We start from the raw sequence: 25,763 nt of genomic DNA on the forward strand, positions 1-25,763 counted from the left end.
GATCATGGTGGGGAGTCGGAGGGAGGAACCCGGGGACCGGTGCGCGAACCGCTGTGCGCGGCGGCCGGCCGTGTCCCGTGTTTCCTCGGTGAAACGGAGTGGTTACCGATGACCTCTCGTTCATACGAATCTACAAGAAGTGCGCCCTGGCCAGCCAACTCCTTCATGGTTTCGGTGACTGACCCGCTCGGAGCACGGCGCTGTGTACTGACACCACTCCGCGTGAACAGCACATGAACGAGCCGGGCCCATGCACACGGATGGGCTCGATCCGCACGCCCCACACGACGAAGAAGAGAGCCGTTCATGGACTTCCTTCGCCCCGCCACCTGGGACGAGGCGCTGGCCGCGAAGGCGGAGCACCCCACCGCCGTGCCGATCGCGGGTGGCACCGATGTGATGGTCGAGATCAACTTCGACCACCGGCGGCCCGAGTACCTGCTCGACCTCAACCGGATCAGCGACCTCTACGAGTGGGAGGTCGGCGCGGACACCGTGCGGCTGGGCGCCTCGGTCCCGTACGCCGGGATCATGGAGCGGCTGCGCGCCGAACTGCCCGGTCTCGCGCTCGCCTCGCACACCGTCGCCTCCCCGCAGATCCGCAACCGCGCCGGCGTCGGCGGCAACCTGGGCACCGCGTCCCCGGCCGGCGACGCCCACCCCGCGCTGCTCGCCGCGGGCGCCGAGGTGGAGGCCGAGTCGGTGCGCGGCACCCGGCTGATCCCGATCGACGCGTTCTACACCGGGGTCAAGCGCAACGCGCTCGCCCCGGACGAGCTGATCCGCGCGGTGCGGATCAAGAAGGCCGACGGGCCGCAGCAGTACTCCAAGGTGGGCACCCGCAACGCCATGGTGATCGCCGTCTGCGCCTTCGGGCTCGCGCTGCACCCCGACACCCGCACGGTCCGCACCGGGATCGGCTCGGCCGCGCCCACCCCGGTCCGGGCGAAGGCCGCCGAGGACTTCCTGAACGCGGCCCTGGAGGAGGGCGGCTTCTGGGACAACGGAAAGACCATCACCCCGTCCGTCGCGAAGCAGTTCGCCGAGCTGTGCTCGGCCGCCTGCAACCCGATCGACGACGTCCGGGGCACCGCGGGCTACCGCCGTCACGCGGTCGGTGTGCTGGCCCGCCGGACGCTCACCTGGGCCTGGGAGTCGTACCGCGGCAGCCGCCGCACCACCGAGGGAGCCGCGTGATGCGTGTCAACTTCACCGTGAACGGACGGCCCCAGCGGGCCGACGACGTCTGGGAGGGCGAGTCCCTGCTGTACGTGCTCAGGGAACGCCTCGGCCTGCCCGGCTCCAAGAACGCCTGCGAGCAGGGCGAGTGCGGCTCGTGCACGGTCCGCCTCGACGGCGTGCCGGTGTGCTCGTGCCTGGTCGCCGCCGGACAGGTCGAGGGCCGTGAGGTGGTCACCGTCGAGGGCCTGGCGGACTACGCCCGGCAGCGGTCGCGCGCGGCGCCCGGCGGCACCCCGCTCGACGAGACCGGGCGCCGGCAGACCGCGGGCGCCGGCTCACACGCCGGCTCACGCGCCGGCGAGGGCGACGGGCTCTCCCCGATCCAGCAGGCGTTCATCGACGCGGGCGCCGTCCAGTGCGGCTTCTGCACCCCCGGCCTGCTGGTCGCCGCCGACGAGATGCTGGAGCGCAACCCCCGTCCGACCGACGCGGACATCCGGGAGGCGCTGTCGGGCAACCTGTGCCGCTGCACCGGCTACGAGAAGATCATGGACGCGGTCCGGCTCGCCGCCGCCCGGCAGTCCGAGGAGGCATGAGCATGGCCGACGGCGCTCCCAGCAGGATCACGCAGGGCACCCGGACCAAGGGCGGCATCGGCGAGTCCACGCTCCGTCCCGACGGCGTCCTCAAGGTCACCGGAGAGTTCGCCTACTCGTCCGACATGTGGCACGAGGACATGCTCTGGGGCCAGATCCTGCGTTCCCCCCTCGCGCACGCCGAGATCGTGTCCATCGACACCGGTGAGGCCCTGGCCACCCCGGGCGTGTACGCCGTACTGACGTACGACGATCTGCCGGCCGACGTGAAGCACTACGGCCTGGAGATCCGGGACACCCCCGTCCTCGCCCACGGCAAGGTGCGCCACCACGGCGAGCCCGTCGCGATCGTCGCCGCCGACCACCCGGAGACCGCGCGCCGCGCCGCCGCCAGGATCAGGGTCGACTACCGGGAACTGCCCGTCATCACCGACGAGTCCTCCGCGACCGCCCCGGACGCGCTCCTCGTCCACGAGAACCGCACCGACCCGCACGCCGCCCACGTTCCGCACCCGAACATCGTGCACCGGCAGCCGATCGTCCGCGGAGACGCGGCCAGGGCCGCCGAGGAGGCCGATGTGATCGTCTCGGGGGACTACTGCTTCGGCATGCAGGACCAGGCGTTCCTCGGCCCCGAGTCGGGCCTCGCCGTCCCCGAGGAGGACGGCGGCGTCCACCTCTACGTGGCCACCCAGTGGCTCCACTCCGATCTGCGCCAGATCGCGCCCGTGCTCGGTCTGCCCGAGGACCGGGTCCGGATGACGCTGTCCGGCGTCGGCGGCGCGTTCGGCGGCCGCGAGGACCTGTCGATGCAGATCCACGCCTGCCTGCTGGCGCTCCGCACCGGCAAACCGGTCAAGATCGTCTACAACCGTTTCGAGTCCTTCTTCGGGCACGTCCACCGCCACCCGGCCCGGCTGCACTACGAGCACGGCGCCACGAAGGACGGCAGGCTCACCCATGTCAAGTGCCGGATCGTGCTCGACGGCGGCGCCTACGCCTCCGCCTCCCCGGCCGTCGTCGGCAACGCCGCCTCCCTCGGCATCGGCCCGTACGCCGTCGACGCCGTCGACATCGAGGCCGTCGCGCTGTACACCAACAACCCGCCGTGCGGTGCGATGCGCGGCTTCGGCGCGGTCCAGGCGTGCTTCGCGTACGAGGCGCAGATGGACAAGGTCGCCGCCCGGCTCGGCATGGACCCGGTGGAGTTCCGCCGGCTGAACGCGATGGAACAGGGCACCCTCATGCCGACCGGGCAGCGGGTCGACTCGCCCGCGCCGGTCGCCGAACTGCTGCGCCGGGTCAAGGCGATGCCGATGCCGCCGGAGCGCCAGTGGGAGAGCAGCGAGGGCGTCGACGTACGGCAGCTGCCCGGCGGTCTGTCCAACACGACCCACGGGGAAGGCGTCGTACGCGGCGTCGGCTACGCGGTCGGCATCAAGAACGTCGGCTTCTCGGAGGGCTTCGACGACTACTCGACCGCCAAGGTGCGGGTGGAGGTCGCCGGCGGCCGGCCGGTGGCCACCGTGCACACGGCGATGGCGGAGGTCGGCCAGGGCGGCGTCACCGTCCACGCGCAGATCGCCCGCACCGAGCTGGGCGTCACCCAGGTGACCATCCACCCCGCCGACACCCAGGTGGGCAGCGCCGGTTCGACCTCGGCCTCCCGGCAGACGTACGTCACCGGCGGCGCCGTCAAGCACGCCTGCGAGCTGGTGCGCGAACGGGTCCTGGCGCTGGGGCGCCGCAGGTTCGGCGCGTACCACCCCGCCTGGGCGACGGCCGAACTGCTGCTGGAGGGCGGCAAGGTCGTCACCGACGGCGGCGAGGTGCTGGCCGACCTGGTGGACGTCCTGGAGGACGAGGCCGTGGAGGTGGAGGCGGAGTGGCGGCACCGGCCCACCGAGCCCTTCGACCTGCGCACCGGCCAGGGCAACGGCCATGTGCAGTACTCCTTCGCCGCGCACCGCGCCGTCGTCGAGGTCGACACCGAGCTGGGCCTGGTCAAGGTCGTCGAGCTGGCCTGCGCCCAGGACGTCGGCAGGGCGCTCAACCCGCTGTCGGTCCTCGGCCAGATCCAGGGCGGCACCACGCAGGGCCTGGGCATCGCGGTGATGGAGGAGATCGTCGTCGACCCGGCGACGGCGCAGGTCAGGAACCCGTCCTTCACGGACTACCTCATCCCCACCATCCTCGACACCCCGACCATCCCCGTCGACGTGCTCGAACTCGCCGACGAGCACGCGCCGTACGGGCTGCGCGGGGTCGGCGAGGCGCCCACCCTGTCCTCGACCCCGGCCGTCCTCGCGGCGATCAGGAACGCGACGGGGCTGGAGCTGAACCGGACGCCGGTCCGGCCCGAGCACGTGGCTCTGCCGGTTTGCGGGAGTTCTCGGCTGGGTCGGTCTTGATCGGCCGGCGTCGGCTGCGGTTTTCGGCTGCGGGTTTGTTGTGGCTGGTCGCTCCCCCAAGTTCTCGGCTTCGCTCGAACAGGGGGGACCCCCATCGCGGCGGAGCCGCACATCGACAGCGTCCCGCGCCCCTTCGGGGCGCTCCCTACCCAGGGTGTGAGGAGACCGAGGCATGCTGGAGATCGCCGGGGAGTTGCACCGGTGGGTCGGGCGGGGGCGGGATGTCGCCGTGGCCACCGTCGTCGCGGTCGGTGGCAGTGCGCCGCGACCGCCCGGCGCCGCCCTCGCGGTGGACGCCGACGGCACCGCGATCGGCTCGGTCTCCGGCGGCTGCGTGGAGGGCGCCGTCTACGAGTCGTGCCGGCAGGCGCTCCAGGACGGCGAGAGCGTCCTCGAACGCTTCGGCCACAGCGACGCCGACGCCTTCGCCGCCGGCCTGACCTGCGGCGGCGTCATCGACGTCCTGGTCACACCGGTGCGGGCGGCCGATCCCGTCCGCCCGGTGGCCGCCGCGGCGCTGGCCGCCGCCGCGCGCGGGGAGGCGGCGGCGCTCGCACGGATCGTCGCGGGACCGGCCGGGCCGGACGGGCGGGCGCTGCTCGTGCGCGCCGACGGCAGCTTCGAGGGCGGCTTCGGCGGCCATCCGGAACTGGACCGCGCCGTCGCCGCCGAGGCCCGCGCCTTCCTGGACGCGGGCCGCACCGGCACCCTGGAGATCGGCGAGCGGGGCTCCCGCTGCGGGGCGCCGCTCACCGTCCTGGTCGAGTCGTCCGTGCCGCCGCCCCGGATGATCGTCTTCGGCGCGATCGACTTCGCTTCGGCGCTGGTGCGGATCGGCACGTTCCTCGGTTACCGCGTGACGGTGTGCGACGCCCGTGCCGTCTTCGCGACCCGGGCCCGGTTCCCCGAGGCCGACGAGATCGTCGTGGACTGGCCGCACCGGTATCTGGAGCGGACCGACGTCGACGGCCGGACCGTGCTGTGCGTCCTCACCCACGACGCCAGGTTCGACGTACCGCTGCTCCGGTCGGCGCTGCGCCTGCCGGTCGCGTACATCGGCGCGATGGGCTCCCGCCGCACCCACCTCGACCGCAACGAGCGGCTGCGCGAGGCCGGCGTCACCGAACTCGAACTGGCCCGGCTGCGTTCCCCGATCGGCCTCGACCTCGGTGCCCGCACGCCCGAGGAGACGGCCCTGTCGATCGCGGCGGAGATCGTGGCGGACCGCCGCGGCGGCACCGGCGTCCCGCTCACCGGCGCCCGCACCCCCATCCACCGCGAGCCCGTCGCACCCCAGCCCCTTGCGTGCCCGCCCGGTGCCGGCCTGGGAACGGGGCGTGTCAGCCCTTCCTGAGCAGGGAGCCGACCGCCCGCCCGAAGACGGCCCGGGAGGCCCGGACCAGCAGGGGGTCCAAGAGCGGCGGGAGTCCGCGGACCCGCAGTTCCTCCCGCCACAGGACCCGGGTGCCGCCGGGGCCCGGACGGACCTCCAGCTCCGCCCAGCCGAGCACCACCCTGCCCCGCTTCGTCAGGCGCACGAGCCCGGGCCCGCCGTCGGCCGGCGGGCGCCACACCGTGACCTCCATCGGGTCGTCGAAGGCGAACGGCCCGATGCCCGTGCGGGCCACGACGCGCGTGCCCACCCGGGTCGGCGGATCGGTGGCCACGGTGACGCGGGTCAGCGGCACCGCGTCGCCGTGCCGGGGCCACCTCGTGAGCCGGCGCCACGCCTCGTCGAGGGGCAGCGGCGTAGTCCGCTGGAGGAGGAAGTCGACCACGGCACGATGGTAGGGAACCACCCGGCGGGGACAGCGGGTCCTGCGGGCCGTTCGGCCCTGTGCCACCGGCATGGTGCACAGGCGGACGTATGCACACGGTGTATAGCTCTCGGTGGGCCGTCGTATCACCATGGGAGGCAGGGAGAGCCACCTCCGGCGGAGAGGACCGACCATGCGGTTCCAGGACCGAAGCCAGGCCGGACGGGAACTCGCCGGGCGGCTGTGCGCCCTGAGCGAGCGGGGCGGCCTGCCGGACCCCGTCGTGCTCGCCCTGCCCCGCGGCGGCGTCACGGTGGCCGCGGAGATCGCGCGGGCCCTCGGCGCCCCGCTCGACGTGCTGCTCGTCCGCAAGATCGGCGCCCCGCACCACGAGGAGTTCGGCATCGGCGCCATCGCCGGCGACGATCCGCCCCTCTACGACGAGCACACCCTGGACCGGCTCGGCCTGAGCGCGGAACGGCTCGCTCCCGCGGTGGCCCGGGAACGGACCGAACTGCACCGTCGTGAGCGGCGCTACCGCCAGGGCCGCCCGCCGCCCGGACTGGCCGGCCGCACGGTGATCGTCGTCGACGACGGGCTGGCCACCGGCTCCACGGCGCGCGCCGCGCTGCGCCATGTCCGCCGCCAGGCGCCCGCGCGTCTCGTCCTCGCCGTTCCCGTCGGCGCGCCCGAATCGCTCGACGCGCTGCGCACCGAGGCGGACGACATCGTGTGCCTGTACGCGCCTTACTCCTTCAGCTCCGTCGGCCAGTGGTACGACGAGTTCGGACAGCTCACCGACGACGACGTGATCGACGCGCTGCACACGAGGTGACGCGTCGCGCACGGGAACCGAGGAGGCGCACGGTGCCCCGGATGCCGGCGCAGGAGGCGCGACGGCGGTTCACCGCCGCGCGGGTGGCACGGCTCGCGACGGTCGACGCGGCGGGCCGGCCCCATCTGGTGCCGGTCGTGTTCGCGGTGCGGGCCGGGCCGGACGGGGCGGGCGGGTCCGGCGCCGACGGCATCGTCATGGCCGTGGACGACAAGCCGAAGACCACGACCCGGCTGAAGCGGCTGCGCAACATCGCCGCACGGCCCGCTGTGTGCCTGCTGGTGGACGCCTACGGCGAGGACTGGGGCCGGCTGTGGTGGGTCCGCGCCGACGGCGAGGCCCGCGTCCTGCCCCCCGACGCCGTGGACGCCGCCGTGCGGGCCGAGTGCGGGGCCGCGCTCGGCCTGCTGCGCGACAAGTACCCGCAGTACCGCGACCACCCGCCGACCGGACCGGTCGTGGCCGTCACCGTCCACCGCTGGACCGGCTGGCAACCGACCCCCACGCCCTGAACACCACACCCACGGCGGCCAGAGGCGGGCCGCCCCGGGCCCGTCTGCGGCACCGACCGGCGAGCGACGACGGCAGGACGTGCGACGTCCGGGGCGCCCCGGTGGCCCAACGCGCGACACGGCCCAGACGCGGAGCAAGACGGTTCCGAGCCGACGCGGGGCGTGCCGCCGGACAGACGGAAGGCGGGCGGAGATGCGCGGTGGCCGTCGGGGCGGCCGGTTGCGGGCGGCGCGGGTGCGGATCCGGTGGCGCCCCGGCGCGGGGCCGGCGCGCCGGGGCGTGTTCCGCCTCGTGGTGTGAGCGACCGTGCCCGACGCGTTCCGAAAGCCGCGCGTCGGCCCCAGTGGGGAACCGCTTCCGCATGGCGCTCGCTGACGTGTCGTCAGCGGTGTGGGTGCTTCGGGTCGTGTTGGCGTTGCGTATAAGACTTGTGTCGCTCGTTTTCTTGAATCGTTCGTCTTTGGGGCGGTAGGTTGACCGCCATGACCGCAGCCCAGCCCCCGACCGCCGCCGACGAGCTGCGCGGTGCCGGTCTGCGTGTGACGGCCGCCCGCGTCGCACTGCTCGACACCGTCCGGCACGGCGACCACCTCGGCGTCGACGCCATCGCCTCCGGGGTCCGCGAGCGCGTCGGCCACATCTCACTCCAGGCCGTGTACGAGGGGCTGCACGCCCTCACCGCGGCCGGACTCATACGCCGTATCGAACCGGCGGGCAGCCCCGCCCGGTTCGAGGGCCGCGTCGGCGACAACCACCACCACCTCATCTGCCGGTCGTGCGGTGCCCTCGCCGACGTCGACTGCGCGACCGGCGACGCCCCCTGTCTGACCGCCTCCGACGACCACGGCTACGCCATCGACGAGGCCGAGGTCATCTACTGGGGCCTGTGCCCCGGTTGTTCCACCGCCCGCAGTTCCTGAGCACAAGATCCGCCCAGTCCGGAAGGATTTCCATGTCCGAGAACCATGAGGCAATCGTCACCGACCCGAAGACGGAGGAGACGGGCGGCTGCCCGGTCGCTCACGGTCGCGCCCCGCACCCGACGCAGGGCGGCGGCAACCGCCAGTGGTGGCCGGAGCGGCTGAATCTGAAGATCCTCGCGAAGAACCCCGCCGTGGCCAACCCGCTCGGCGAGGACTTCGACTACGCCGCGGCCTTCGCGTCCCTCGACCTCCCGGCCGTCAAGCGGGACATCGAGGACGTGCTGACGACCTCTCAGGACTGGTGGCCCGCCGACTTCGGCCACTACGGCCCGTTCATCATCCGCATGGCCTGGCACAGCGCCGGCACCTACCGGATCAGCGACGGCCGCGGCGGTGCCGGCGCCGGCCAGCAGCGCTTCGCTCCGCTCAACAGCTGGCCGGACAACGCCAACCTGGACAAGGCCCGCCGCCTGCTGTGGCCGGTCAAGAAGAAGTACGGCCAGAGCCTGTCCTGGGCCGACCTGCTGGTCCTCGCCGGCAACGTGGCCCTGGAGTCCATGGGCTTCGAGACCTTCGGCTTCGGCGGCGGCCGGGAGGACGTCTGGGAGCCGGAGGAGGACGTCTACTGGGGTCCGGAGACCACCTGGCTCGGCGACCAGCGCTACACCGGCGACCGCGAGCTGGAGAACCCGCTCGGCGCCGTCCAGATGGGCCTCATCTACGTCAACCCGGAGGGCCCCAACGGCAACCCGGACCCGATCGCCGCGGCCCGCGACATCCGTGAGACGTTCCGCCGCATGGCGATGAACGACGAGGAGACCGTCGCCCTGATCGCCGGCGGCCACACCTTCGGCAAGACCCACGGCGCCGGCCCGGCGGACGCCGTCGGCCCCGACCCCGAGGCCGCCTCGCTTGAGGAGCAGGGCCTCGGCTGGAAGAACAGCTACGGCACCGGCAAGGGCGCGGACACCATCACCTCCGGCCTGGAGGTCACCTGGACCAGCACCCCCACCCGGTGGAGCAACGGCTTCTTCGACAACCTGTTCGGCTACGAGTGGGAGCTGACCGAGAGCCCGTCCGGCGCCAAGCAGTGGAAGCCGAAGGACGGCGCGGGCGAGGGCACGGTGCCCGCCGCCCACGACCCCTCGAAGAAGATCGCCCCGGCGATGCTCACCACCGACCTGGCACTGCGCTTCGACCCGGTCTACGAGCCGATCGCCCGCCGCTTCCACGAGAACCCCGCGGAGTTCGCGGACGCCTTCGCCCGCGCCTGGTACAAGCTGACCCACCGTGACCTGGGCCCGAAGTCGCTGTTCCTCGGCCCGGAGGTGCCCGAGGAGACCCTGCTGTGGCAGGACCCGCTGCCGGCCGCCGAGGGCGAGACCATCGACGCCGCCGACATCGCCGCGCTCAAGGCCAAGCTGCTCGACTCGGGTCTGACGGTCTCGCAGCTGGTCTCCACCGCCTGGGCCTCGGCGTCGACCTTCCGCGGCAGCGACAAGCGCGGCGGCGCCAACGGCGCCCGGATCCGCCTTCAGCCGCAGAGCGGCTGGGAGGTGAACAACCCGGGCGAGCTGGCGACGGTGCTGCGCACCCTGGAAGGCATCCAGCAGGAGTTCAACTCGGGCGCCAAGAAGGTCTCCCTGGCCGACCTGATCGTGCTCGGCGGCAGCGCCGCCGTCGAGAAGGCCGCCAAGGACGCCGGTCACGACGTGGAGGTCCCCTTCACCCCGGGCCGCGTCGACGCGACGGAGGAGCACACCGACGCGGAGTCGTTCGCCGCGCTGGAGCCGACCGCCGACGGGTTCCGCAACTACCTCGGCAAGGGCAACCGGCTGCCGGCCGAGTACCTGCTGATCGACCGGGCGAACCTGCTCACCCTGAGCGCCCCCGAGCTGACGGTCCTCGTCGGCGGCCTGCGCGTCCTGGGCGCCAACCACGACAACTCGAAGCACGGCGTCTTCACCGACGCCCCCGGCACGCTCACCAACGACTTCTTCGTCAACCTGCTCGACCTGGGCACGACGTGGAAGGCGACCTCGGAGGACCAGACCACCTTCGAGGGCCGGGACGCCGCCACCGGCGCGGTCAAGTGGACCGGCACCCGCGCCGACCTCGTGTTCGGCTCCAACTCCGAACTGCGCGCGCTCGCCGAGGTCTACGCCTGCGACGACGCGAAGGAGAAGTTCGTGACGGACTTCGTCGCCGCCTGGACGAAGGTCATGAACCTCGACCGCTTCGACCTCGCCTGACCGTTCCGAACGCTCTGACCGTTCGGATGGTCCGACGGTGAGCACAGGACGTCCGGGCCGGCCCGCGGTGGCCGGCCCGGACGTCCCCTTGTCTCCTTATTCGCTTGTCCGCTTATCCATGCATTTCCACGTCGTTCCGGTACTGCGGCGTCACAGGGGCTGACGGGCGACCGCCGCCAGGAACGTCCCGTACGCCAGTGACACGGCCGTCAGTGTGCCGCCCAACAGGAGCGCCCTCGCCCGCGTCGTACGCCAGGTCCGCACCAGCGCCAGGGCGACCGGGAGGAGAAGCGGGAACGCGGGCAGCAGAAAGCGGGGCTTGGACGCGAACGGCCCCGACACCGCCACCACCATGAGGAGCAGCGTGCCCGCGAACACCACCAGCGGCAGCGGGGCACGCTCCAGGCACAGCAGTGCGAACAGCACGATCCCGGCGGCCACGACCACCAGGGCCAGCGGATAGACGACCCCGCCGCCGTGCAGGAACAGCGCCTTGAGGAAGCGCAGGGCGCCCCAGCCGAAGTCGAGGCGGGAACTCCAGGCGCTCTGCACCCGGAAGTAGCCGTGCAGCAGATCCCCGGTCCGCCGCCCCACCCACAGCACATAACCCGCCCAGCCCAGCGGGGCGAGTACGGCACCCACCCACAGCCCGGCCGGAACCCGGCCGCGGCACCGCCAGACCGCGTACCCGGCCGCCGCGACGACCGCCACGGCCGCGGCGATGCCGTTCGGCCGGGACAGCCCGGCCAGGGCCGCCAGCACACCGGCCGTCAGCCAGCGCTCCCTGAGCACGGCGTACAGGCACCAGGCCGCGAGCGCGGCGAACAGCGGCTCGGTGTAGGCGAGGGTGAGGACGACCGAGTGCGGCAGCGAAGCCCACAGCGCCACCAGAGCGGTGGCGACGGCACGCCCGTACAGGCGGTGGCCGATGGCGTAGATCCCGCAGGCGGCCACCACCGCCGCACACCACGCGATCAGCAGACCGGCCCCGCCCGGGGAGAGGGGCAGCACGGCCGTGACCGCCCGGACGAGGGTCGGGTACAGCGGGAAGAACGCCCAGTCGGTCTGCACATCGCCCGTCGGAGTGATCCAGATCAGATGCCCGTAGCCGTGCGTGGCGATGTGCAGATACCAGTTGGAGTCCCAGGAGTGGGCGAGGTTCTTCGTGACCGGCCGGCCGTACAGCCGGCTCGTCACGACGACCGCGACGACACCGGCGGCGCGGACGGCCACGAACAGGGCGAGGGCCGGGAGCAGGCCGGCCGGGGCCGGGTGCCAGGGCCGGCGGGCCCGGCGGGCCGCGGGACGCCGCACCGGCGGGTAGGGGACGGCGGGTTCGGGAAGCGGTGCGGAAGGCGTGCTCACTCTTTGACCTTGAACACGCACCGCACCGTACGCAATCCGGACTCCGCCCTTCTTACCCGCCGTATACGTCCCTGGGAGGAGACCCGCCGACAGGAGCGCCGCAGGTAAGAGTCGCCCTTGAAGACGGCCGGGGCGTCAGCGGGTGTGGGGCTGGTTGAAGCGGAGCATGTTGCCGGCCGGGTCCCGGAAGGCGCAGTCCCGGACGCCGTACGGCTGGTCGATCGGCTCCTGCAGGACCTCGCCGCCGGCGGCCCGGATCCGTTCGAAGGTGGCGTCGACGTCGTCGGTGGAGAAGATCACCCCGCGCAGCAGACCCTTGGCCAGCAGCTCCGCCATGGCCTGCCGGTCCGCCGGCGAGGCGTTGGGGTCGGCGAGCGGCGGTTCGAGGACGATCTCCACGTCCGGCTGCGCGGGCGATCCGACGGTCACCCAGCGCATCCCCTCGAAGGCGACGTCGTTGCGCACCTCCAGACCGAGGACGTCACGGTAGAAGGCGAGCGCCTTGTCATGGTCGTCGACTGCGATGAAGCACGTGGAAACCTTGATGTTCATGCCACCGACGCTACGAGGCGGCGGCCGAATCCGCTTCTTCGATCCTGACCGGTTGCCCGCTCGGGCCCGGCCGGCCGTTTCTGACCGGGCGCGTGAAGATCTTGGCCATGCACGCCGGGATCGCGGCGCCCGCGTCATGGGCGCGGGCCCGGTATGCGCTCGGGCTCTCCCCGACCAGCTCGGTGAAGCGCGAGCTGAACGACCCAAGGGACGTACAGCCCACCTCGCAGCAGACCTCCGTCACGCTCAGGTCGCCCCGCCGCAGCAGCGCCTTGGCACGCTCGATACGGCGGGTCATCAGATAGCTGTACGGCGTCTCGCCGAACGCGGCGCGGAAGCTGCGGGAGAAGTGCCCGGGCGACATGAGGGCGACGGCGGCCAGCGCGGGCACGTCCAGCGGCCGGGCGTAGTCGCGATCCATCACGTCCCGCGCGCGCCGCAGCCTCACCAGGTCCTCAAGTGTCACGCCCCTCAGCATCCCACGCCCCACCGACAGCCCTCACCGGCCGCGTCCGCGGAGCCCGGCGGCGCGTCCCGTGGCAGGCGGTGCCGGGTTTCCCGGTGTCGGTGTGCGGGGACCGGGCGGCTTCCCACGGCTTTGCCGTCGCCGGAGCGGTCGGGCGTGTCTTGGTCCGGGGTGTGACGCTGTGCCGGAGCGGTCGGGTGTGACGGGAGCCGGAAGAAAAAAGGGGGTGGTCATGGGGGCGGGGGAGCGGGCTATTCTCTGACCGCAGCCAGGCGGCCCTGCGCCGTGCCCGGGACGCGGCGTCCCGGTGCCGGTCCCCTCTCCGCCGAGGCCGGACCTGGCTCGGCCACGCCCACCCGCACACCGCGCCGGTCGGCGCCCGCGCGCCCCGACGGCGTCGGACGGGCGTCGCGCGGCCCCGGCCCGACACCCCGGTCCGCCGGATCACCGGCGGACCGCTGCCGCGCCCGCGCCGACCGCGCCGACGCGGACCGCGAAGGCGGTCCAGCCGACCCACCACAGGGAGAGACGATGACCAACGCCCCCAGCACGGACACCCAGGCGGCAGCGGAGATGCCGGCGCACGCCGCCGACAGCCACGATCTGATCCGTGTGCACGGCGCGCGCGAGAACAACCTCAAGGACGTCAGCATCGAGATCCCGAAGCGCCGGCTGACGGTGTTCACCGGGGTGTCCGGCTCGGGCAAGAGCTCCCTGGTGTTCGCCACGATCGCCGCGGAGTCGCAGCGGCTGATCAACGAGACGTACAGCGCGTTCGTGCAGGGCTTCATGCCCACCCTCGCCCGCCCCGAGGTCGACGTGCTCGACGGGCTGACCACCGCGATCATCGTCGACCAGCAGCGCATGGGGGCCGACCCGCGCTCCACCGTCGGCACCGCCACCGACGCCAACGCGATGCTGCGCATCCTCTTCAGCCGCCTCGGCGAGCCGCACATCGGCCCGCCCGGCGCGTACGCCTTCAACGTGCCCTCGGTCCAGGCGAGCGGTGCGATCACCGTCGAGCGCGGGGCCAAGAAGACGGAGAAGGCGACCTTCAGCCGCACCGGCGGCATGTGTCCGCGCTGCGAGGGCCGAGGCCGCGTCTCCGACATCGACCTGACCCAGATCTACGACGACAGCAAGTCGCTGAACGAGGGCGCGCTGACGATCCCCGGCTACAGCATGGACGGCTGGTACGGCCGCATCTTCACCGGCTGCGGCTTCTTCGACCCGGACAAGCCGATCCGCGCGTACACCAAGAGGGAGCTGAACGACCTCCTCCACAAGGAACCCACCAAGATCAAGGTGGACGGCATCAACCTGACGTACGAAGGGCTGATCCCGCGGATCCAGAAGTCGATGCTGTCGAAGGACATCGACGCGTTGCAGCCGCACATCCGGGCCTTCGTGGAGCGGGTGGTGACCTTCGCCGTCTGCCCCGAGTGCGACGGCACCCGGCTGAGCGCGGGCGCCCGCTCCTCGAAGATCGCGGGGATCAGCATCGCCGACGCCTGCGCGATGGAGATCCGCGATCTCGCCGAGTGGGTCCGCGGCCTCGACGAGCCGTCGGTGGCCCCGCTGCTGGCCAAGCTCCAGCACACGCTGGACTCGTTCGTGGAGATCGGCCTCGGCTATCTCGCGCTGGACCGGCCCTCGGGCACGCTGTCGGGCGGCGAGGCGCAGCGCGTCAAGATGATCCGCCACCTCGGCTCCGCGCTCACGGACGTCACCTACGTCTTCGACGAGCCCACCGCGGGCCTGCACCCGCACGACGTCCAGCGGATGAACGACCTGCTGCTGCGGCTGCGGGACAAGGGCAACACGGTGCTGGTCGTGGAGCACAAGCCGGAGCTGATCGCCATCGCCGACCATGTCGTGGACCTGGGCCCCGGCGCCGGCACGCAGGGCGGCACCGTCTGCTTCGAGGGCACCGTCGAGGGGCTGCGGGCCTCCGACACCGTCACCGGCCGCCATCTCGACGACCGTTCGGTCCTGAAGGAGACGGTACGGAAACCCACCGGCGTGCTGGAGATCCGCGGCGCGTCGGTGAACAACCTGGCCGGTGTCGACGTGGACGTCCCGCTCGGTGTGCTCACCGTCGTCACCGGCGTCGCCGGGTCCGGCAAGAGTTCGCTGGTGCACGGCTCGATCCCGGCCGACGAGGGAGTGATCTCCGTCGACCAGAGCCCGATCCGCGGGTCGCGGCGGAGCAACCCGGCGACGTACACGGGGCTGCTCGAACCGATCCGCAAGGCGTTCGCGAAGGCCAACGGTGTCAAGCCCGCGCTGTTCAGTGCCAACTCCGAGGGTGCCTGCCCCACCTGCAACGGCGTCGGGGTCGTCTTCACCGACCTGGGGATGATGGCCGGCGTCTCCTCGCCCTGCGAGGACTGCGAGGGCAAGCGGTTCCAGCCGTCGGTCCTGGAGTACACGTTCGGCGGCCGTGACATCAGCGAGGTCCTTGCGATGCCGGTGTCCGAGGCCGAGGAGTTCTTCGGCTCGGGCGAGGCGCGCACCCCGGCCGCGCACCGGATCCTCACCCGGCTCGCCGACGTCGGCCTCGGCTACCTCACCCTCGGGCAGCCGCTCACCACGCTCTCCGGCGGTGAGCGGCAGCGGCTCAAGCTGGCCACGCACATGGCGGACAAGGGCGGTGTCTACGTCCTCGACGAGCCGACCGCAGGACTGCACCTCGCCGACGTCGAGCAGTTGCTCGGCCTGCTGGACCGGCTCGTCGACTCCGGGAAGTCGGTGATCGTCGTCGAGCACCACCAGGCGGTCATGGCGCACGCCGACTGGATCATCGACCTGGGCCCCGGCGCGGGCCACGACGGCGGCCGCATCGTCTTCGAGGGCACCCCCGCGGACCTGGTCACCTCCCGCACCACCCTCACCGCCGAACACCTCGCGACATACGTCGGCCTCTGACGGGGGCGCGTGGTGCGCTGCGGGAGTCCCCGATGGGCGGACGTAGTCCGCCCGGGCGGAGCGGCATCCCCCGGAGAGTGCTCGTCTCGGGCCCGGTGACCGAGGGGGACGCGGCGGAGGGTCAGGGGGTGGGTGGCTTGGTGGGTTCCGCCGGCGGGCCGGGTGGCTGGGCGGTGGCGCGGTACTCGGTCGGGGTCATCCCCGTGGCGGTGCGGAAGGCTCGGGTGAAGTCGGACGGCGCCGGATAGCCCCAGCGCGCCCCGATGACCGCGACGGGAACCGTCCGCTGCGCCGGGTCCGCCAGGTCCCGCCGGCAACGGGCGAGCCGCTGCTGCCGGACGAACTCGCCCACCGTGATGCCGTGCTGCTGGAAGACGCGGTGCAGATAGCGGGTGGAGATGAAGTGCGCCGCCGCCACCGCGTCCGGTTTCAGACCGGGATCGTGGAGATGGGCGACGAGGAACGCGCTGATCTCCTCGAACAGCGCGCGCTGCCGCGACTCGGCCGGAAGCACGTCCTGCCGCCCGCCGTGGTGGGCGAGCAGCGCCGCCGCCAGGTCGACCGCGGTGTTGCCCAGCCGGACGGTGTCGCCCGCGGTGAGATCGCGGTGGGTCTCCACCAGGCCGGTGAGCATCAGGCTCAGCAGCCGCCCCACGCCCGTCCGGCCGTTCAGGACCGTCCCGCACAGCGGCGCCACCTCCTTGTCCGGCAGCGGCACGAGCTTCCTGGGGAACTGGAGCAGCAGGGTCCGCGTCCCGGCGGGCGACGGGCCCGAGACGGCGGTGAACGGCCGGGAGCTGTCGTACAGCACCAGGTCGCCGGCGCCGAGCGCGGCGCTCGACCTGGCCTGTTCGATCTCCTGCTGTCCCGCGACGGTCAGCCCGAGCTGGTACAGCTCGGGATCGGACTGCCGGATGAGCCGGGCGGTGCGCCGCGACGACAGCGGCGAGTAGGACATCACCGACAGCTGGACGGGACCGAGCGCCAGGGTCTGGATCCGGGCGCGCACCTGCTCGGGTTCCCGGGCGCGGAAGCTGATGAGGGTGGTCACCAGGGCGAGGCCCGTGACCTCGGTCCAGGCCGCCGTCCGGTCGGCGGGCCGTACCCGGGCGGTGTCCAGCACGGTGGTGAGCATTCTTCTCCCGGATGACGCCGTGTCAGGTGGCTGCGGCGCGCGGCCGGTGCCGGCCCGCCGCGGTCGCGTCCACGATGGTCCCCGGTGGACGGCGCCCCCGCAAAGTGCGCTGCACGCCAAGCCGAGTGCGCTCCACGCCCAGGGCGGCCGGGCGCCGGGATGGCAGGCTGGGCGCAGCCCGGTGGCGCGGGACGGGGGGCCGCGCCGCCCCGCACCGGCGTCGGCCCTGTCGGCGGGGCCGCGCCGGCGGCGGCCACCGCACGGCCCACGGCGTCCGGAGACGGCGGCCCGCGACTCACGGCATCTGACGGTCCACGGCGTCTGGGGGCGGCGGGGTGCAGCCCAGGGCGTCTGGGGGTGGCGGCGGGTGGCTTCCGGCGTCCGGAGGTGGGGGCGCGCGGCTCGCGGCGTCTGGGAATGGCGGCGTGCGGCTCACGCGGCTGGGGGTGGGGCCTCGCGGTGGCCGGAGGGCCGAGCAGGTCCAGTGAGTCCGCTGCGGTTCGGCAGCGCCGCGAAGGGGCGCGGGGCCGTATTGGTGTGCGGCTCCGCCGCGATGGGAGTTCACCCTGTTCGAGCGGAGCCGAGAACGCGGGGGAGCGACCAGCCACGACGGTGCCGCAGGCGGCCGACGGCGCAGCGCGGCATGTCCAGCGGAGCGCTTAGCCGGGTGTGCTGCGGTCGGGCGGCATGGACTCGGAGGCTCGCCGTAGATGCCCGGTGTGCAGCGGAAGTCGCCAGGCGTTGCGGCGGTGGGCCCGCGCCAGTGCCGCCTCAAGGGGTGAGGGCGGCACCGCGAGGACCGGGCAGCCGGCGTGGGCGAGGCAGTGGCGCCCCACCGACGGCCACAGCGCCCGGTGCAGCGGCCCGCGCCGTCCGGCGCCGATCACCAGCAGGTCGGTGTCCCGGTCGGCGGTCCGCACCAGCACCGGACCCGGCACGCCCCGGACGACGAGCGCCGGCCCGGGCAGCCCCGGACCCGGGCCGGCGAACGCCTCGCGCAGCGCGGCCTCCAGCCGCTCCCGCGCCAGCCGTTCCCAGTCCTCGGCGAGCAGGGAAGCGGCCGGGGACCTGCGGCAGGCGAGGTCACCGCCGGGCGGCTGCCAGACCAGCACCGGCCACAGTTCGGCTCCCCGGCGCCGCGCCTCGTCGGCCGCCCGGACCAGGGCGGCCAGACTCCCTGTTGAGCCGCTGACCCCCACCACGACACGGGCGCCCGAGGGCGGGCGGGACTCGGACATCGGCACCACCGTTCTGCACCCGCCGACCGGATGCCGGCCGGCGAACCTCCACGCGAACCGCCTCCATCACACCCCCGCCCACCGGCTCCGGACCACCCCTGCCCCCGGTTATTGGCACCCTCCTGACGCCCCGCCCCGCGGGACCACGGCGCGGAGCCCGCGCGTGGCCGTCATCCCCCTCATGCCGCGCCGAGCGCCGCCGGGAGTTCGACGACGGTGCCGGTGGTGCGGGCTCGTTCCGCCGCCCACACCACCTGGTGGGTGGCCAGGCTCTGCGCCGCGTCGGACAGCAGCAGCGAGGCGTCGCCGGTCGCCACGGCGGCCAGGAACGCCTCGGTCAGCGCCTCGTCCCCGCCGCCGTGCCCGTCCCGCGCGCTCGGCCCCGCCTGCGCCGAGGCCCCGGCGGCCGGCTCGGGTTCGTCGGTGTGCGGGCCGACCACCTGCTCGGAGCCGTCGCGGAAGTCGACCAGCCGCAGCGTCTCCCCGTCGCCGTCCAGGAAGCCGTGCGTCCCGAGGATCCGGGTGCGGCGCTGTTCCATGGGGGTGAAGGCGCTCATGGTGAAGGAGCAGGTGGCCCCGGAGGCGAACTCCATGGTGACCACCTGGTGGTCGACGACGTCGTTGTCGCACGCGTACACACACCGCCCGTACGGCCCGGTGCGCAGCGCCTCGCGCACCCCCGCCTCGGTGTGGTCGTCGGTCACGGCCGACAGCGGCCAGAACTCCCGCTCCGGATCGCCCAGGCAGCTCAGGTACAGCCGCTCGGCCGAGTACGGGCAGGTGGACTCCACCGCGCAGTCGACGCAGCGCGCCGCGGCTCCCGCCGGAGCGGCCTCGGGACGGAAGTGCGTCAGGCTGCCGAAGGAACTCACCCGCCGCGGTAGCTGCCCGAACAGGTGGACAAGCCAGTCGATGTCGTGGCACGACTTGGTGAGCAGCATCGGGGCCGAGGTGTCCTGCCGGCGCCAGTTGCCGCGTACGAACGAGTGCGCCTGGTGCCACCAGCCGACCGGTTCCAGGTGCTGGACGCTGACGACGTCCCCGATCCGGCCGTCGTCCAGCAGCCGCTTGAGGAAGCGGGTGTAGGGGGTGTACCGCAGCACATGGCACACGGCCAGCAGGACGCCGCCTCGCCGCGCGGCCTCCGCGATCGCCGTGGCCTCCGCCTCGCCGGTCGCCATGGGCTTCTCCAGCAGGATGTGGTGGCCGAGGTCGGCGAGCGCGACCGCCGGTTCCGTGTGCTCGCGGTCCTGGGTGGCGACGATGCAGGCGTCGGCGAGCCGTCCGTCCCGCACGGCCGCGCGCCAGTCGGGATACGTACGGTCCGGCGGGATGCCGAACTCGGCCGCCGCGCGGGCCCGCCGCCGCGGGTCCGGTTCGGCGACGGCGGTGACGCGCGCGGACCCGGTGGCCATCGCGTGCCGGGCGTAGGTCATGCCGCGCAGACCGGCACCGATGAGAGCCAGCGTCACCTGGGCCATGGAAGTACCTCCTCGAAAAGTGGGGGCGGGGGCCGGGCAGTTGGGGGCCGATCGGCCGGGGCAGGGTGGCTGCCCCGGCCGATCAGTGTCCGAGGGTGGCGCGCAGCCCGGGCTGGAGCAGATCCGCGTGGGCGCGGACCATGTCGTCGCACAGGTCCCAGATGCGCTCGACCGGCAGGGCGGCGGAGGTCGCCGGGTCCGCCATGGCGGCCTGCCGGATCGACCGCGGGTCGTCCTCCAGCGCGGCCCGCACCACCAGGTCGTTCATGCTGAGATAGGCGCGGTTGAGCGCCGCGCACTGGGCGGGCAGCGCGCCCACCCGGGTGGGCTGGACGCCCAGGCCGTCGACGAGGCAGGGCACCTCGACGGTCCCGGTGGCGGGGAGGTTGTCGATGAGTCCGCGGTTGGGGACGTTGCCGTACACCGTGCGCGGGGTGCCCGTGGTGATGCTGTGGATGATCTGCGGGGCGTACTCCATGGTGCCCTCCACCGTGAGCGGTGTGCCCTCGGCGAGCGCGTCGCGGGTCTGCTCGTAGGCCGCGATGTTCTCGTCGACGATGCCGAGGTAGGCCCCGATCGGCAGCCGCAGCCGCTCCACCTCGCTGTCGTGGTGCAGATACCAGGGGACGTACTCGGAGGAGTGCTCGCTGGTCTCCGTCGGGTAGTAGCCGAGCCGCCGGTACATGTCGACGCGGACCCGGCGGCGCAGTTCCGGGTCGTTTGCGATCAGCTTGTCCAGCCGCGGGTACAGGTCGTCGCCCTGGTGCTCCAGGCGCAGCACCCATGCCTGGTGGTTGACGCCGGCGGCGCGGTAGGTGACCTCCTGGTGCGGGACGCCGAGCAGCTCGGCCAGGTCGTGGACGGTCCAGTACACCGAGTGGCACAGGCCGACCACCCGGGTCAGGCCGGTGGCCTGGGTCAGGTACTGGATGTTCATGGCCATCGGATTGGTGTAGTTGAGCAGCCAGGCGTCGGGGCAGACCTCGGCGATGTCCTCGGCCAGCGACTTCAGCACCGGGAAGGTGCGCAGCGCGCGGAAGATGCCGCCCACGCCGAGGGTGTCGCCGATGGTCTGCCGCAGCCCGTAGCGGGCGGGGACGTCGAAGTCGGTGCGGGTGGCGGCGCGCATCCCCACCTGGACGATGTTGATCACGAAGTCGGCGTCCGCGAGGGTGGCGCGGCGCTCGGCGTGCGCGGTGACCCGCGGCCGGGTCGGGCCGCCGCCGGTGAGGCGGTCCGCGATCTGCTGTGCGGCGCCCTCGGCGGTGGCGAGCCGTTCGGCGTCGATGTCGTGCAACGCGATGTGCGCGCCTTGCAGTTCGGGGAAGGCCAGCAGGTCGGCGAGCAGGCCCTGGGTGAATACGACGCTGCCGGCGCCGATGAACGCGATCTTCGGGGCGGTGAGGGTCATCAGAGGTTCTTTCCGTTCCGAGCGAGTACGGCCAGGGCTTCGTCCCAGGTGGCCTGGGCGCCGGTACCCCCGTGCGCCCGGGTCGACAGGGCGCCGCAGGCCGCGGCGAGGTGAAGGGCGTCGGCGGTGGGCAGGCCGCGCAGGTGCGCGGCGACGAAGCCCGCGTCGAAGCTGTCTCCGGCGCCGACCGTGTCCAGCGGCCGGGCGGGTGTGCCCGGCGTGCCGAGCAGGGTGCGGCCGTCGTGGGCGAGCGCGCCGTCCGCGCCGTTCTTGACGGCCACGAGCGGACCGCGCGCCGCGAGCGCGGCGGCGGCCGTGGCGGGGGTGTCGGCGGGTGTGCCGCCGGCGGCGGCCAGGGCCAGTGCCTCCTGCGCGTTGGGCAGCAGGAAGTCGGTGACGGCGAGCACGGCGGCCACACCGTCCGGGTCCCAGGTGCCCGCGGGGTCGTCGTTGGTGTCGAGGGAGGTGGTGGCGCCGTGCGCGCGGGCCGTGGCGAACAGGCCGGGCAGCGCGGCGGCGAGCCGGGGGAGCAGGAAGTAGGAGGCGGCGTGGACGTGCCGGCTCCCGGTGAGCAGGGACTCGGGTACGTCCTTGGGGCCGGTGGCGGCGAGGGTGCCGGGCGAGGTGACGATCGCACGGTCGCCGTCCGGCCGGGTGAGGACCGCCGTGAGCGGGGTGGGCAGTTCGGGGTCGACGCGCAGCGCGGTGGTGTCCACGCCCCGTTCCTTGAGCGCGGTCCGCATGAAGCGGCCCGCTTCGTCGTCCCCGACGCGTCCGGCGAAGGCGACCGTCAGTCCGAGCCGGGCGGCCCCGCACGCCATGATCGCGGCCGAGCCGCCGAGAGTGAGCAGCCCGGTGCCGACAAGGTGCTCGTGCTGTCCGAAGGAGAGCGGGCTGTCGAGCGGGCCGAGAACGACATCGGGATTGGCGTCCCCGATGACGAGCAGGTCGAAGGAGTGCGGCATACGGCTTCCTGTGAGATACGGGTCCGAACGCGGGCGCGCGTGCGGGTGTCCGGGGTCGGGGTGCGGGTGGTTCGTGTGCGGGCGTGGGCCGGCCGGTTCGCCGTGCCGCCGGTCGCGGGTGCGGGGTGGCTCGCGCGGTGGCGCGAGCCGGGCCGGTCATCGTGGGTTCGGGTTCGGGTTCGGGTTCGGGTTCGGTGGCGGTGGGGGTGGTCGGGTGCGGGCGTGGGTCGGGTGGGTTCTTGTGTGTCCCGTTGGCGGGGCGGGTGTCGGTGGCTCTGTGCCGGTGGGGGTCGCCGTGCCGCTGGTCGCGCGTGCGTGTGCGGGTGGCTCGCGTTTCGGTGCGGGGTGCTGTGCCTCCGGTCGTGGGCGCGGGTGTCGGTGCCCGCGGCCGGGCGGGGGGCCGTGCGTTCGGGCGTAGGGGCCGCCGGTACAGGGCGGGTTCGGGTCAGCCCTTCAGGCCGCTGGATGTGATCGACTGGATGAACGACTTCTGGGCGAACAGGAACGCGAGCAGGACCGGCAGGACGGTGATGACGTTGCCCGCCATGACCGCCGACCACTTGGTGTGGTGCTGCCCCTGGAAGGTCGTCAGACCCAGTTGCAGCGTGTACTGGGTGTCGTGGTTGATGGCGATCAGCGGCCAGGACAGGTCGTTCCACGTGGTGAGGAACGTCAGCACCGCCACCGTGCTCAGCGCGGGCCGCGACAGCGGCAGCACGATGCGGAAGAGCACCCGCAGCCGCGAGCAGCCGTCCAGCCACGCGGCCTCCTCCAACTCCCTGGGCAGGGACAGGAAGAACTGGCGCAGCAGAAACACCGCGAACGGCGTGACCAGCGACGGCACGATCAGCGCGCCCAGGGTGTCGATAAGCCCCAGCCGCTTCATCACCAGGAACGTCGGGATCATCGTCAGCTGGAACGGGATCACCATCGTGCCCAGCATCAGCGCGAGCAGCACCCGGGAACCGGCGAACCGCATCCGGGCGAACGCGTACCCGCCGAGCGACCCCAGCAGCACGTTGGACGCCACCGCCACCAGCGACACGATCAGCGAGTTGGCGAACCAGCGCGGGAACATGGCGTTGCCGAGGACGTACCGGTAGCCGCCCAGGTCGATGCCCGACGGCCACAGCGCGGGCGGGAAGCGGTTGATCTCCGCGTCGCTCATGACGGAGCTGAGCACGAGCCAGATCAGCGGCATCGCGAACAGCAGCGACAGCGGCGCGAGCAGCAGATGCCAGGCCCGGAACGGCAGCCTGAGACGGCGCTCGGGCCGCGCGGCGGCGGGGCTCGCGGAAGCGGAGTGCAGGGCGGAGTGCGAGGGTGATGCGGCCGTCATCGTGCGGCTCCTTCGAGGTGGTGGTGCGCGCGGGCGCGGTTCCGTACGGCCCGCACCACCCGGGGGAGTGCGCCGAGGACGAGCAGGACGAGCGCCAGGGCGTAGGCGGCTGCGGCGCCGTAGCCGGCCGTGAAGTTCTTGAAGGCCTGTTCCCAGATGAAGTAGACGATGACGGTGGTCGAGCCCAGCGGGCCGCCCTTGGTCGTCACGTACACCAGGTCGAAGACCTGCAGGGCGTTGATGGTCTGCCACACCGTGAGGAAGCTGAGCACCGGGGCGAGCGCGGGCAGGGTGACATGGCGCAGCAGATGCCAGCGTCCCGCGCCGTCGAGGCGGGCCGCCTCGACCAGGGAGACCGGCACGTCCTGGAGCGCGGCGAGCGTGACCACCACACAGAACCCGGTGCCGCTCCACAGCGAGATCGCCACCAGGGCGAGCAGGGCCTGTCCGGGGTCGGTGAGGAAGCCCTGCGGTGAGACGCCGAGCTTGTCCAGGAGGGAGTTGGCCGCGCCGAACTCCGGGTCGAGGATGAAGGAGAACAGCACACCCTGCGCCGTCGCCGAGACGACGAACGGCACGAAGATGAGCGTGCGGTACAGGCCCACCAGCCGGATCCGCTGGTTCAGGGCGAGCGCCAGCGCCAGTCCAAGGCCGATGCTCAGCGGGACGTAGAGCACCGTGTACAGCAGGGTGTTGCGCACCGCCTGGCTGAAGTGCGGGTCCTGCGCGAGGGCCCGGTAGTTGTCGAGGCCGACCCAGCGGCTGGGCGTGACGAGGTCGTCGGCCTGGAAGGACAGCAGCAGCGACCAGGCCACGGGTACGACGCTCAGCCCGAGGATGACCAGGACCGACGGGGAGACGAACGCCCAGGCGGTCGTGGTCTCCCGGCTCGGACCGCGGCGGCGCGGGGCGCCCGACGCCGCTTGGGGGCGTCGGCGGCCGGCGGTGCGCCGGCCTCGGCCGGTGTCCGTGTCCGCGAGGGTGAGGGGAGTGGGCAGGCGGGGCATGGTGTTCCTCTCAACGCGGAATGAGCAGGGCGGCGTTGGCCTCTTCGGCGCAGTCGCGCATGGCCGCGGCGGGCGAACTCCGGCCGAGCAGCACGGCGCTGATGGCCTGTCCGAGGGCCTGCGAGATCTGTGGATAGGCGGGGTGCACGGGGCGCACCCGGGCCGAGTCCAGGGCCCGGGTGAACACCCGCAGCCCCTCGGTGCGTGACTCCTGCTTCCGCCACGCCGCAAGGGCCTGGGTGCTGCGGCTCAGCGGGAGGCTGCCGGCCTGGATGTCCCAGCGCACGTCCTGTGCGGGGCGGGACAGCCAGGACACGAACGTGCGGGCCGCCCGCACCCGGGCCGGACCGTTGTCGAACACGGTCCAGGTGTCCGGTCCGGAGATGGTGACGGGCCGGCCGCTGTAGCTGGGCAGCGGCACCACGTGGTAGTCGATGCCGGCCTGCTGCACGTCGGGCAGCTGCCAGGGCCCGGTGACGACCATGCCCATCCGGCCGGAGAGGAAGACCTGGTACATCTGCTCGCTGCCCGGCTTGGGATCGACGTAGACGCTCTTGGCCCGGGCCAGCTCCGCGACCGTCTCCAGCGCCTTGACGCCGGCGTCCGCGAACCCGATCCGGCGCCCGCCCTCGCCGACGACGTCGCCGCCGAGATCCCACACCATCGGCCACAGCCGCCACACGGTGTCCTCGTCGCCGACGCCGGGCCAGCCGGTGCCGAAGACGCCTCGCCGCCGGTCGGTGAGGCGGTCGGCCGTGTCCACGAACTCCTGCCACGTCCAGCCCTCCCGGGGCAGCGGCACTCCGGCGTCCCGGAAGGTCTTCTTGTTGCAGACCACGGCGAGCGAGTCGAGCAGCGCGGGCGCCGCGCGCACCCGCCCGTTGAGGGTGACGGCCTCGCGCGCGGGCGCCCAGAAGTCCTTCCAGGGCACGGGTCCTGAGCGGACCGTGTCCGTCAGGTCCACCACCGAGGGGCTGCGCGCGACGCTGGCCAGGTCGGAGCCGAAGACGTAGGCGACGTCGGGGAAGGAGCCGGACGCGAGCGCGGCGGTGATCTTCTGCAGCATCGCGTCGGCGAGCACGCCGCCGCCGGCGTCGACCCTGATGCCGGGGTGGGTCCGGTTGAACTCGGACACCAGCCGCTCGATCGTCTTGCGGCCGGTGTCCGTCTGCCCGTGCCACAACCCGACCGTGACCCGCCCGTCGGCCCCTACGCCGTCGTCCCCCGGTGTGCCGCAACCGGCCAGCGGAGCCGCCGCTGCGCCCAGCGCGAGAGCCGAGGCCCGGCGCAGGACGGTGCGGCGCGTCGGTCCCCGACCGGTCCCGGTGGGTTGTTGTGCTGCGGTCATGTGGCAGAAGCCCCCAATGAGTACGCGGTGCGGGAGGCGCGTCACGCGCGGCGCGTTCC

Annotated in this window: 21 protein-coding genes; 9 read left to right on the forward strand and 12 right to left on the reverse strand. The window is 73.1% G+C overall.

What is annotated here, in order from left to right:
* Nucleotides 1–306: 306 nt before the first annotated feature.
* From AC27LF_RS35730 to AC27LF_RS35745, 4 genes are all read left to right on the forward strand, one after another.
* The gene (locus AC27LF_RS35730) at nt 307–1,197 is read left to right on the forward strand and encodes an FAD binding domain-containing protein (protein WP_479660456.1); all 891 of its coding nucleotides are present in this window, start codon (nt 307–309) and stop codon (nt 1,195–1,197) included.
* A complete protein-coding gene (locus tag AC27LF_RS35735; protein WP_479660455.1) occupies nt 1,197–1,778 on the forward strand; it encodes a (2Fe-2S)-binding protein in 582 nt (193 codons plus the stop codon). Before AC27LF_RS35730 ends, AC27LF_RS35735 begins: the two co-directional genes overlap by 1 nt.
* On the forward strand, nt 1,775–4,189 hold the full coding sequence (locus AC27LF_RS35740) for a xanthine dehydrogenase family protein molybdopterin-binding subunit (protein ID WP_479660454.1): 2,415 nt from the start codon (nt 1,775–1,777) through the stop codon (nt 4,187–4,189). The genes AC27LF_RS35735 and AC27LF_RS35740 overlap by 4 nt, the downstream gene beginning before the upstream one ends.
* Nucleotides 4,190–4,361: 172 nt before the next feature.
* The gene (locus AC27LF_RS35745) at nt 4,362–5,543 is read left to right on the forward strand and encodes an XdhC family protein (protein WP_479660453.1); all 1,182 of its coding nucleotides are present in this window, start codon (nt 4,362–4,364) and stop codon (nt 5,541–5,543) included.
* Here the strand turns inward: AC27LF_RS35745 and AC27LF_RS35750 are convergent.
* Nucleotides 5,530–5,967, reverse strand: coding sequence for an SRPBCC family protein (locus AC27LF_RS35750; protein WP_479660452.1), 438 nt, complete (start codon nt 5,965–5,967; stop codon nt 5,530–5,532). The genes AC27LF_RS35745 and AC27LF_RS35750 overlap by 14 nt on opposite strands.
* 172 nt (nt 5,968–6,139) lie before the next feature.
* Between AC27LF_RS35750 and AC27LF_RS35755 the strand changes: the two genes are divergently transcribed.
* The 4 genes from AC27LF_RS35755 to katG all read left to right on the forward strand — a co-directional run bounded on the left by AC27LF_RS35755 (nt 6,140) and on the right by katG (nt 10,469).
* Nucleotides 6,140–6,781 (forward strand): phosphoribosyltransferase, encoded by a 642-nt coding sequence (locus AC27LF_RS35755; protein WP_479660451.1) that lies wholly within the window; start codon nt 6,140–6,142, stop codon nt 6,779–6,781.
* Nucleotides 6,782–6,813: 32 nt separating this feature from the next.
* A complete protein-coding gene (locus AC27LF_RS35760; RefSeq protein WP_479660450.1) occupies nt 6,814–7,293 on the forward strand; it encodes a TIGR03668 family PPOX class F420-dependent oxidoreductase in 480 nt (159 codons plus the stop codon).
* 483 nt (nt 7,294–7,776) lie between these two features.
* Nucleotides 7,777–8,214 (forward strand): Fur family transcriptional regulator, encoded by a 438-nt coding sequence (locus AC27LF_RS35765; protein ID WP_479660449.1) that lies wholly within the window; start codon nt 7,777–7,779, stop codon nt 8,212–8,214.
* Nucleotides 8,215–8,246: 32 nt separating this feature from the next.
* Nucleotides 8,247–10,469, forward strand: a complete 2,223-nt coding sequence (gene katG / locus AC27LF_RS35770) for a catalase/peroxidase HPI (RefSeq protein WP_479660448.1) — start codon at nt 8,247–8,249, stop codon at nt 10,467–10,469.
* 150 nt (nt 10,470–10,619) lie between these two features.
* Here katG and AC27LF_RS35775 read toward each other — a convergent pair whose 3' ends face one another.
* From AC27LF_RS35775 to AC27LF_RS35785, 3 genes are all read right to left on the reverse strand, one after another.
* Nucleotides 10,620–11,834, reverse strand: a complete 1,215-nt coding sequence (locus AC27LF_RS35775) for a hypothetical protein (protein WP_479660447.1) — start codon at nt 11,832–11,834, stop codon at nt 10,620–10,622.
* Nucleotides 11,835–11,969: 135 nt separating this feature from the next.
* Complete coding sequence (locus tag AC27LF_RS35780; RefSeq protein ID WP_479660446.1) at nt 11,970–12,386, reverse strand: VOC family protein; 417 nt, start codon at nt 12,384–12,386, stop codon at nt 11,970–11,972.
* A 10-nt stretch (nt 12,387–12,396) separates the two neighbouring features.
* A complete protein-coding gene (locus AC27LF_RS35785; RefSeq protein ID WP_479660445.1) occupies nt 12,397–12,852 on the reverse strand; it encodes a helix-turn-helix transcriptional regulator in 456 nt (151 codons plus the stop codon).
* Between the two features lie 531 nt (nt 12,853–13,383).
* Between AC27LF_RS35785 and AC27LF_RS35790 the strand changes: the two genes are divergently transcribed.
* Complete coding sequence (locus AC27LF_RS35790; RefSeq protein WP_479660444.1) at nt 13,384–15,780, forward strand: ATP-binding cassette domain-containing protein; 2,397 nt, start codon at nt 13,384–13,386, stop codon at nt 15,778–15,780.
* 121 nt (nt 15,781–15,901) lie between these two features.
* On the opposite strand, the gene AC27LF_RS35795 is transcribed toward AC27LF_RS35790, so the two are convergent.
* The 8 genes from AC27LF_RS35795 to AC27LF_RS35830 form a co-directional block, all read right to left on the reverse strand.
* The gene (locus AC27LF_RS35795) at nt 15,902–16,915 is read right to left on the reverse strand and encodes an AraC-like ligand-binding domain-containing protein (RefSeq protein WP_479660443.1); all 1,014 of its coding nucleotides are present in this window, start codon (nt 16,913–16,915) and stop codon (nt 15,902–15,904) included.
* A gap of 659 nt (nt 16,916–17,574) precedes the next feature.
* Entirely contained in the window at nt 17,575–18,153 is a 579-nt protein-coding gene (locus AC27LF_RS35800; RefSeq protein WP_479660442.1) for a universal stress protein, read from the reverse strand.
* A 179-nt stretch (nt 18,154–18,332) separates the two neighbouring features.
* Nucleotides 18,333–19,634, reverse strand: a complete 1,302-nt coding sequence (locus AC27LF_RS35805) for a Gfo/Idh/MocA family protein (protein ID WP_479660441.1) — start codon at nt 19,632–19,634, stop codon at nt 18,333–18,335.
* Nucleotides 19,635–19,716: 82 nt separating this feature from the next.
* Complete coding sequence (gene melA / locus AC27LF_RS35810; RefSeq protein WP_479660440.1) at nt 19,717–21,045, reverse strand: alpha-glucosidase/alpha-galactosidase; 1,329 nt, start codon at nt 21,043–21,045, stop codon at nt 19,717–19,719.
* Nucleotides 21,045–22,010 carry a carbohydrate kinase family protein gene (locus tag AC27LF_RS35815; protein WP_479660439.1) on the reverse strand — a complete coding sequence of 322 codons (966 nt, stop codon included), beginning with the start codon at nt 22,008–22,010 and terminating at the stop codon, nt 21,045–21,047. The genes melA and AC27LF_RS35815 overlap by 1 nt, the downstream gene beginning before the upstream one ends.
* 445 nt (nt 22,011–22,455) lie before the next feature.
* Nucleotides 22,456–23,349, reverse strand: a complete 894-nt coding sequence (locus AC27LF_RS35820; RefSeq protein ID WP_479660438.1) for a carbohydrate ABC transporter permease — start codon at nt 23,347–23,349, stop codon at nt 22,456–22,458.
* Nucleotides 23,346–24,356: a carbohydrate ABC transporter permease gene (locus tag AC27LF_RS35825; protein WP_479660437.1), complete on the reverse strand. Its 1,011-nt coding sequence runs from the start codon at nt 24,354–24,356 to the stop codon at nt 23,346–23,348. Before AC27LF_RS35825 ends, AC27LF_RS35820 begins: the two co-directional genes overlap by 4 nt.
* 10 nt (nt 24,357–24,366) lie before the next feature.
* Nucleotides 24,367–25,704: an ABC transporter substrate-binding protein gene (locus tag AC27LF_RS35830; RefSeq protein WP_479660436.1), complete on the reverse strand. Its 1,338-nt coding sequence runs from the start codon at nt 25,702–25,704 to the stop codon at nt 24,367–24,369.
* Nucleotides 25,705–25,763: the final 59 nt, after the last annotated feature.

The sequence above is a fragment of the Streptomyces diversicolor genome, assembly GCF_057537855.1.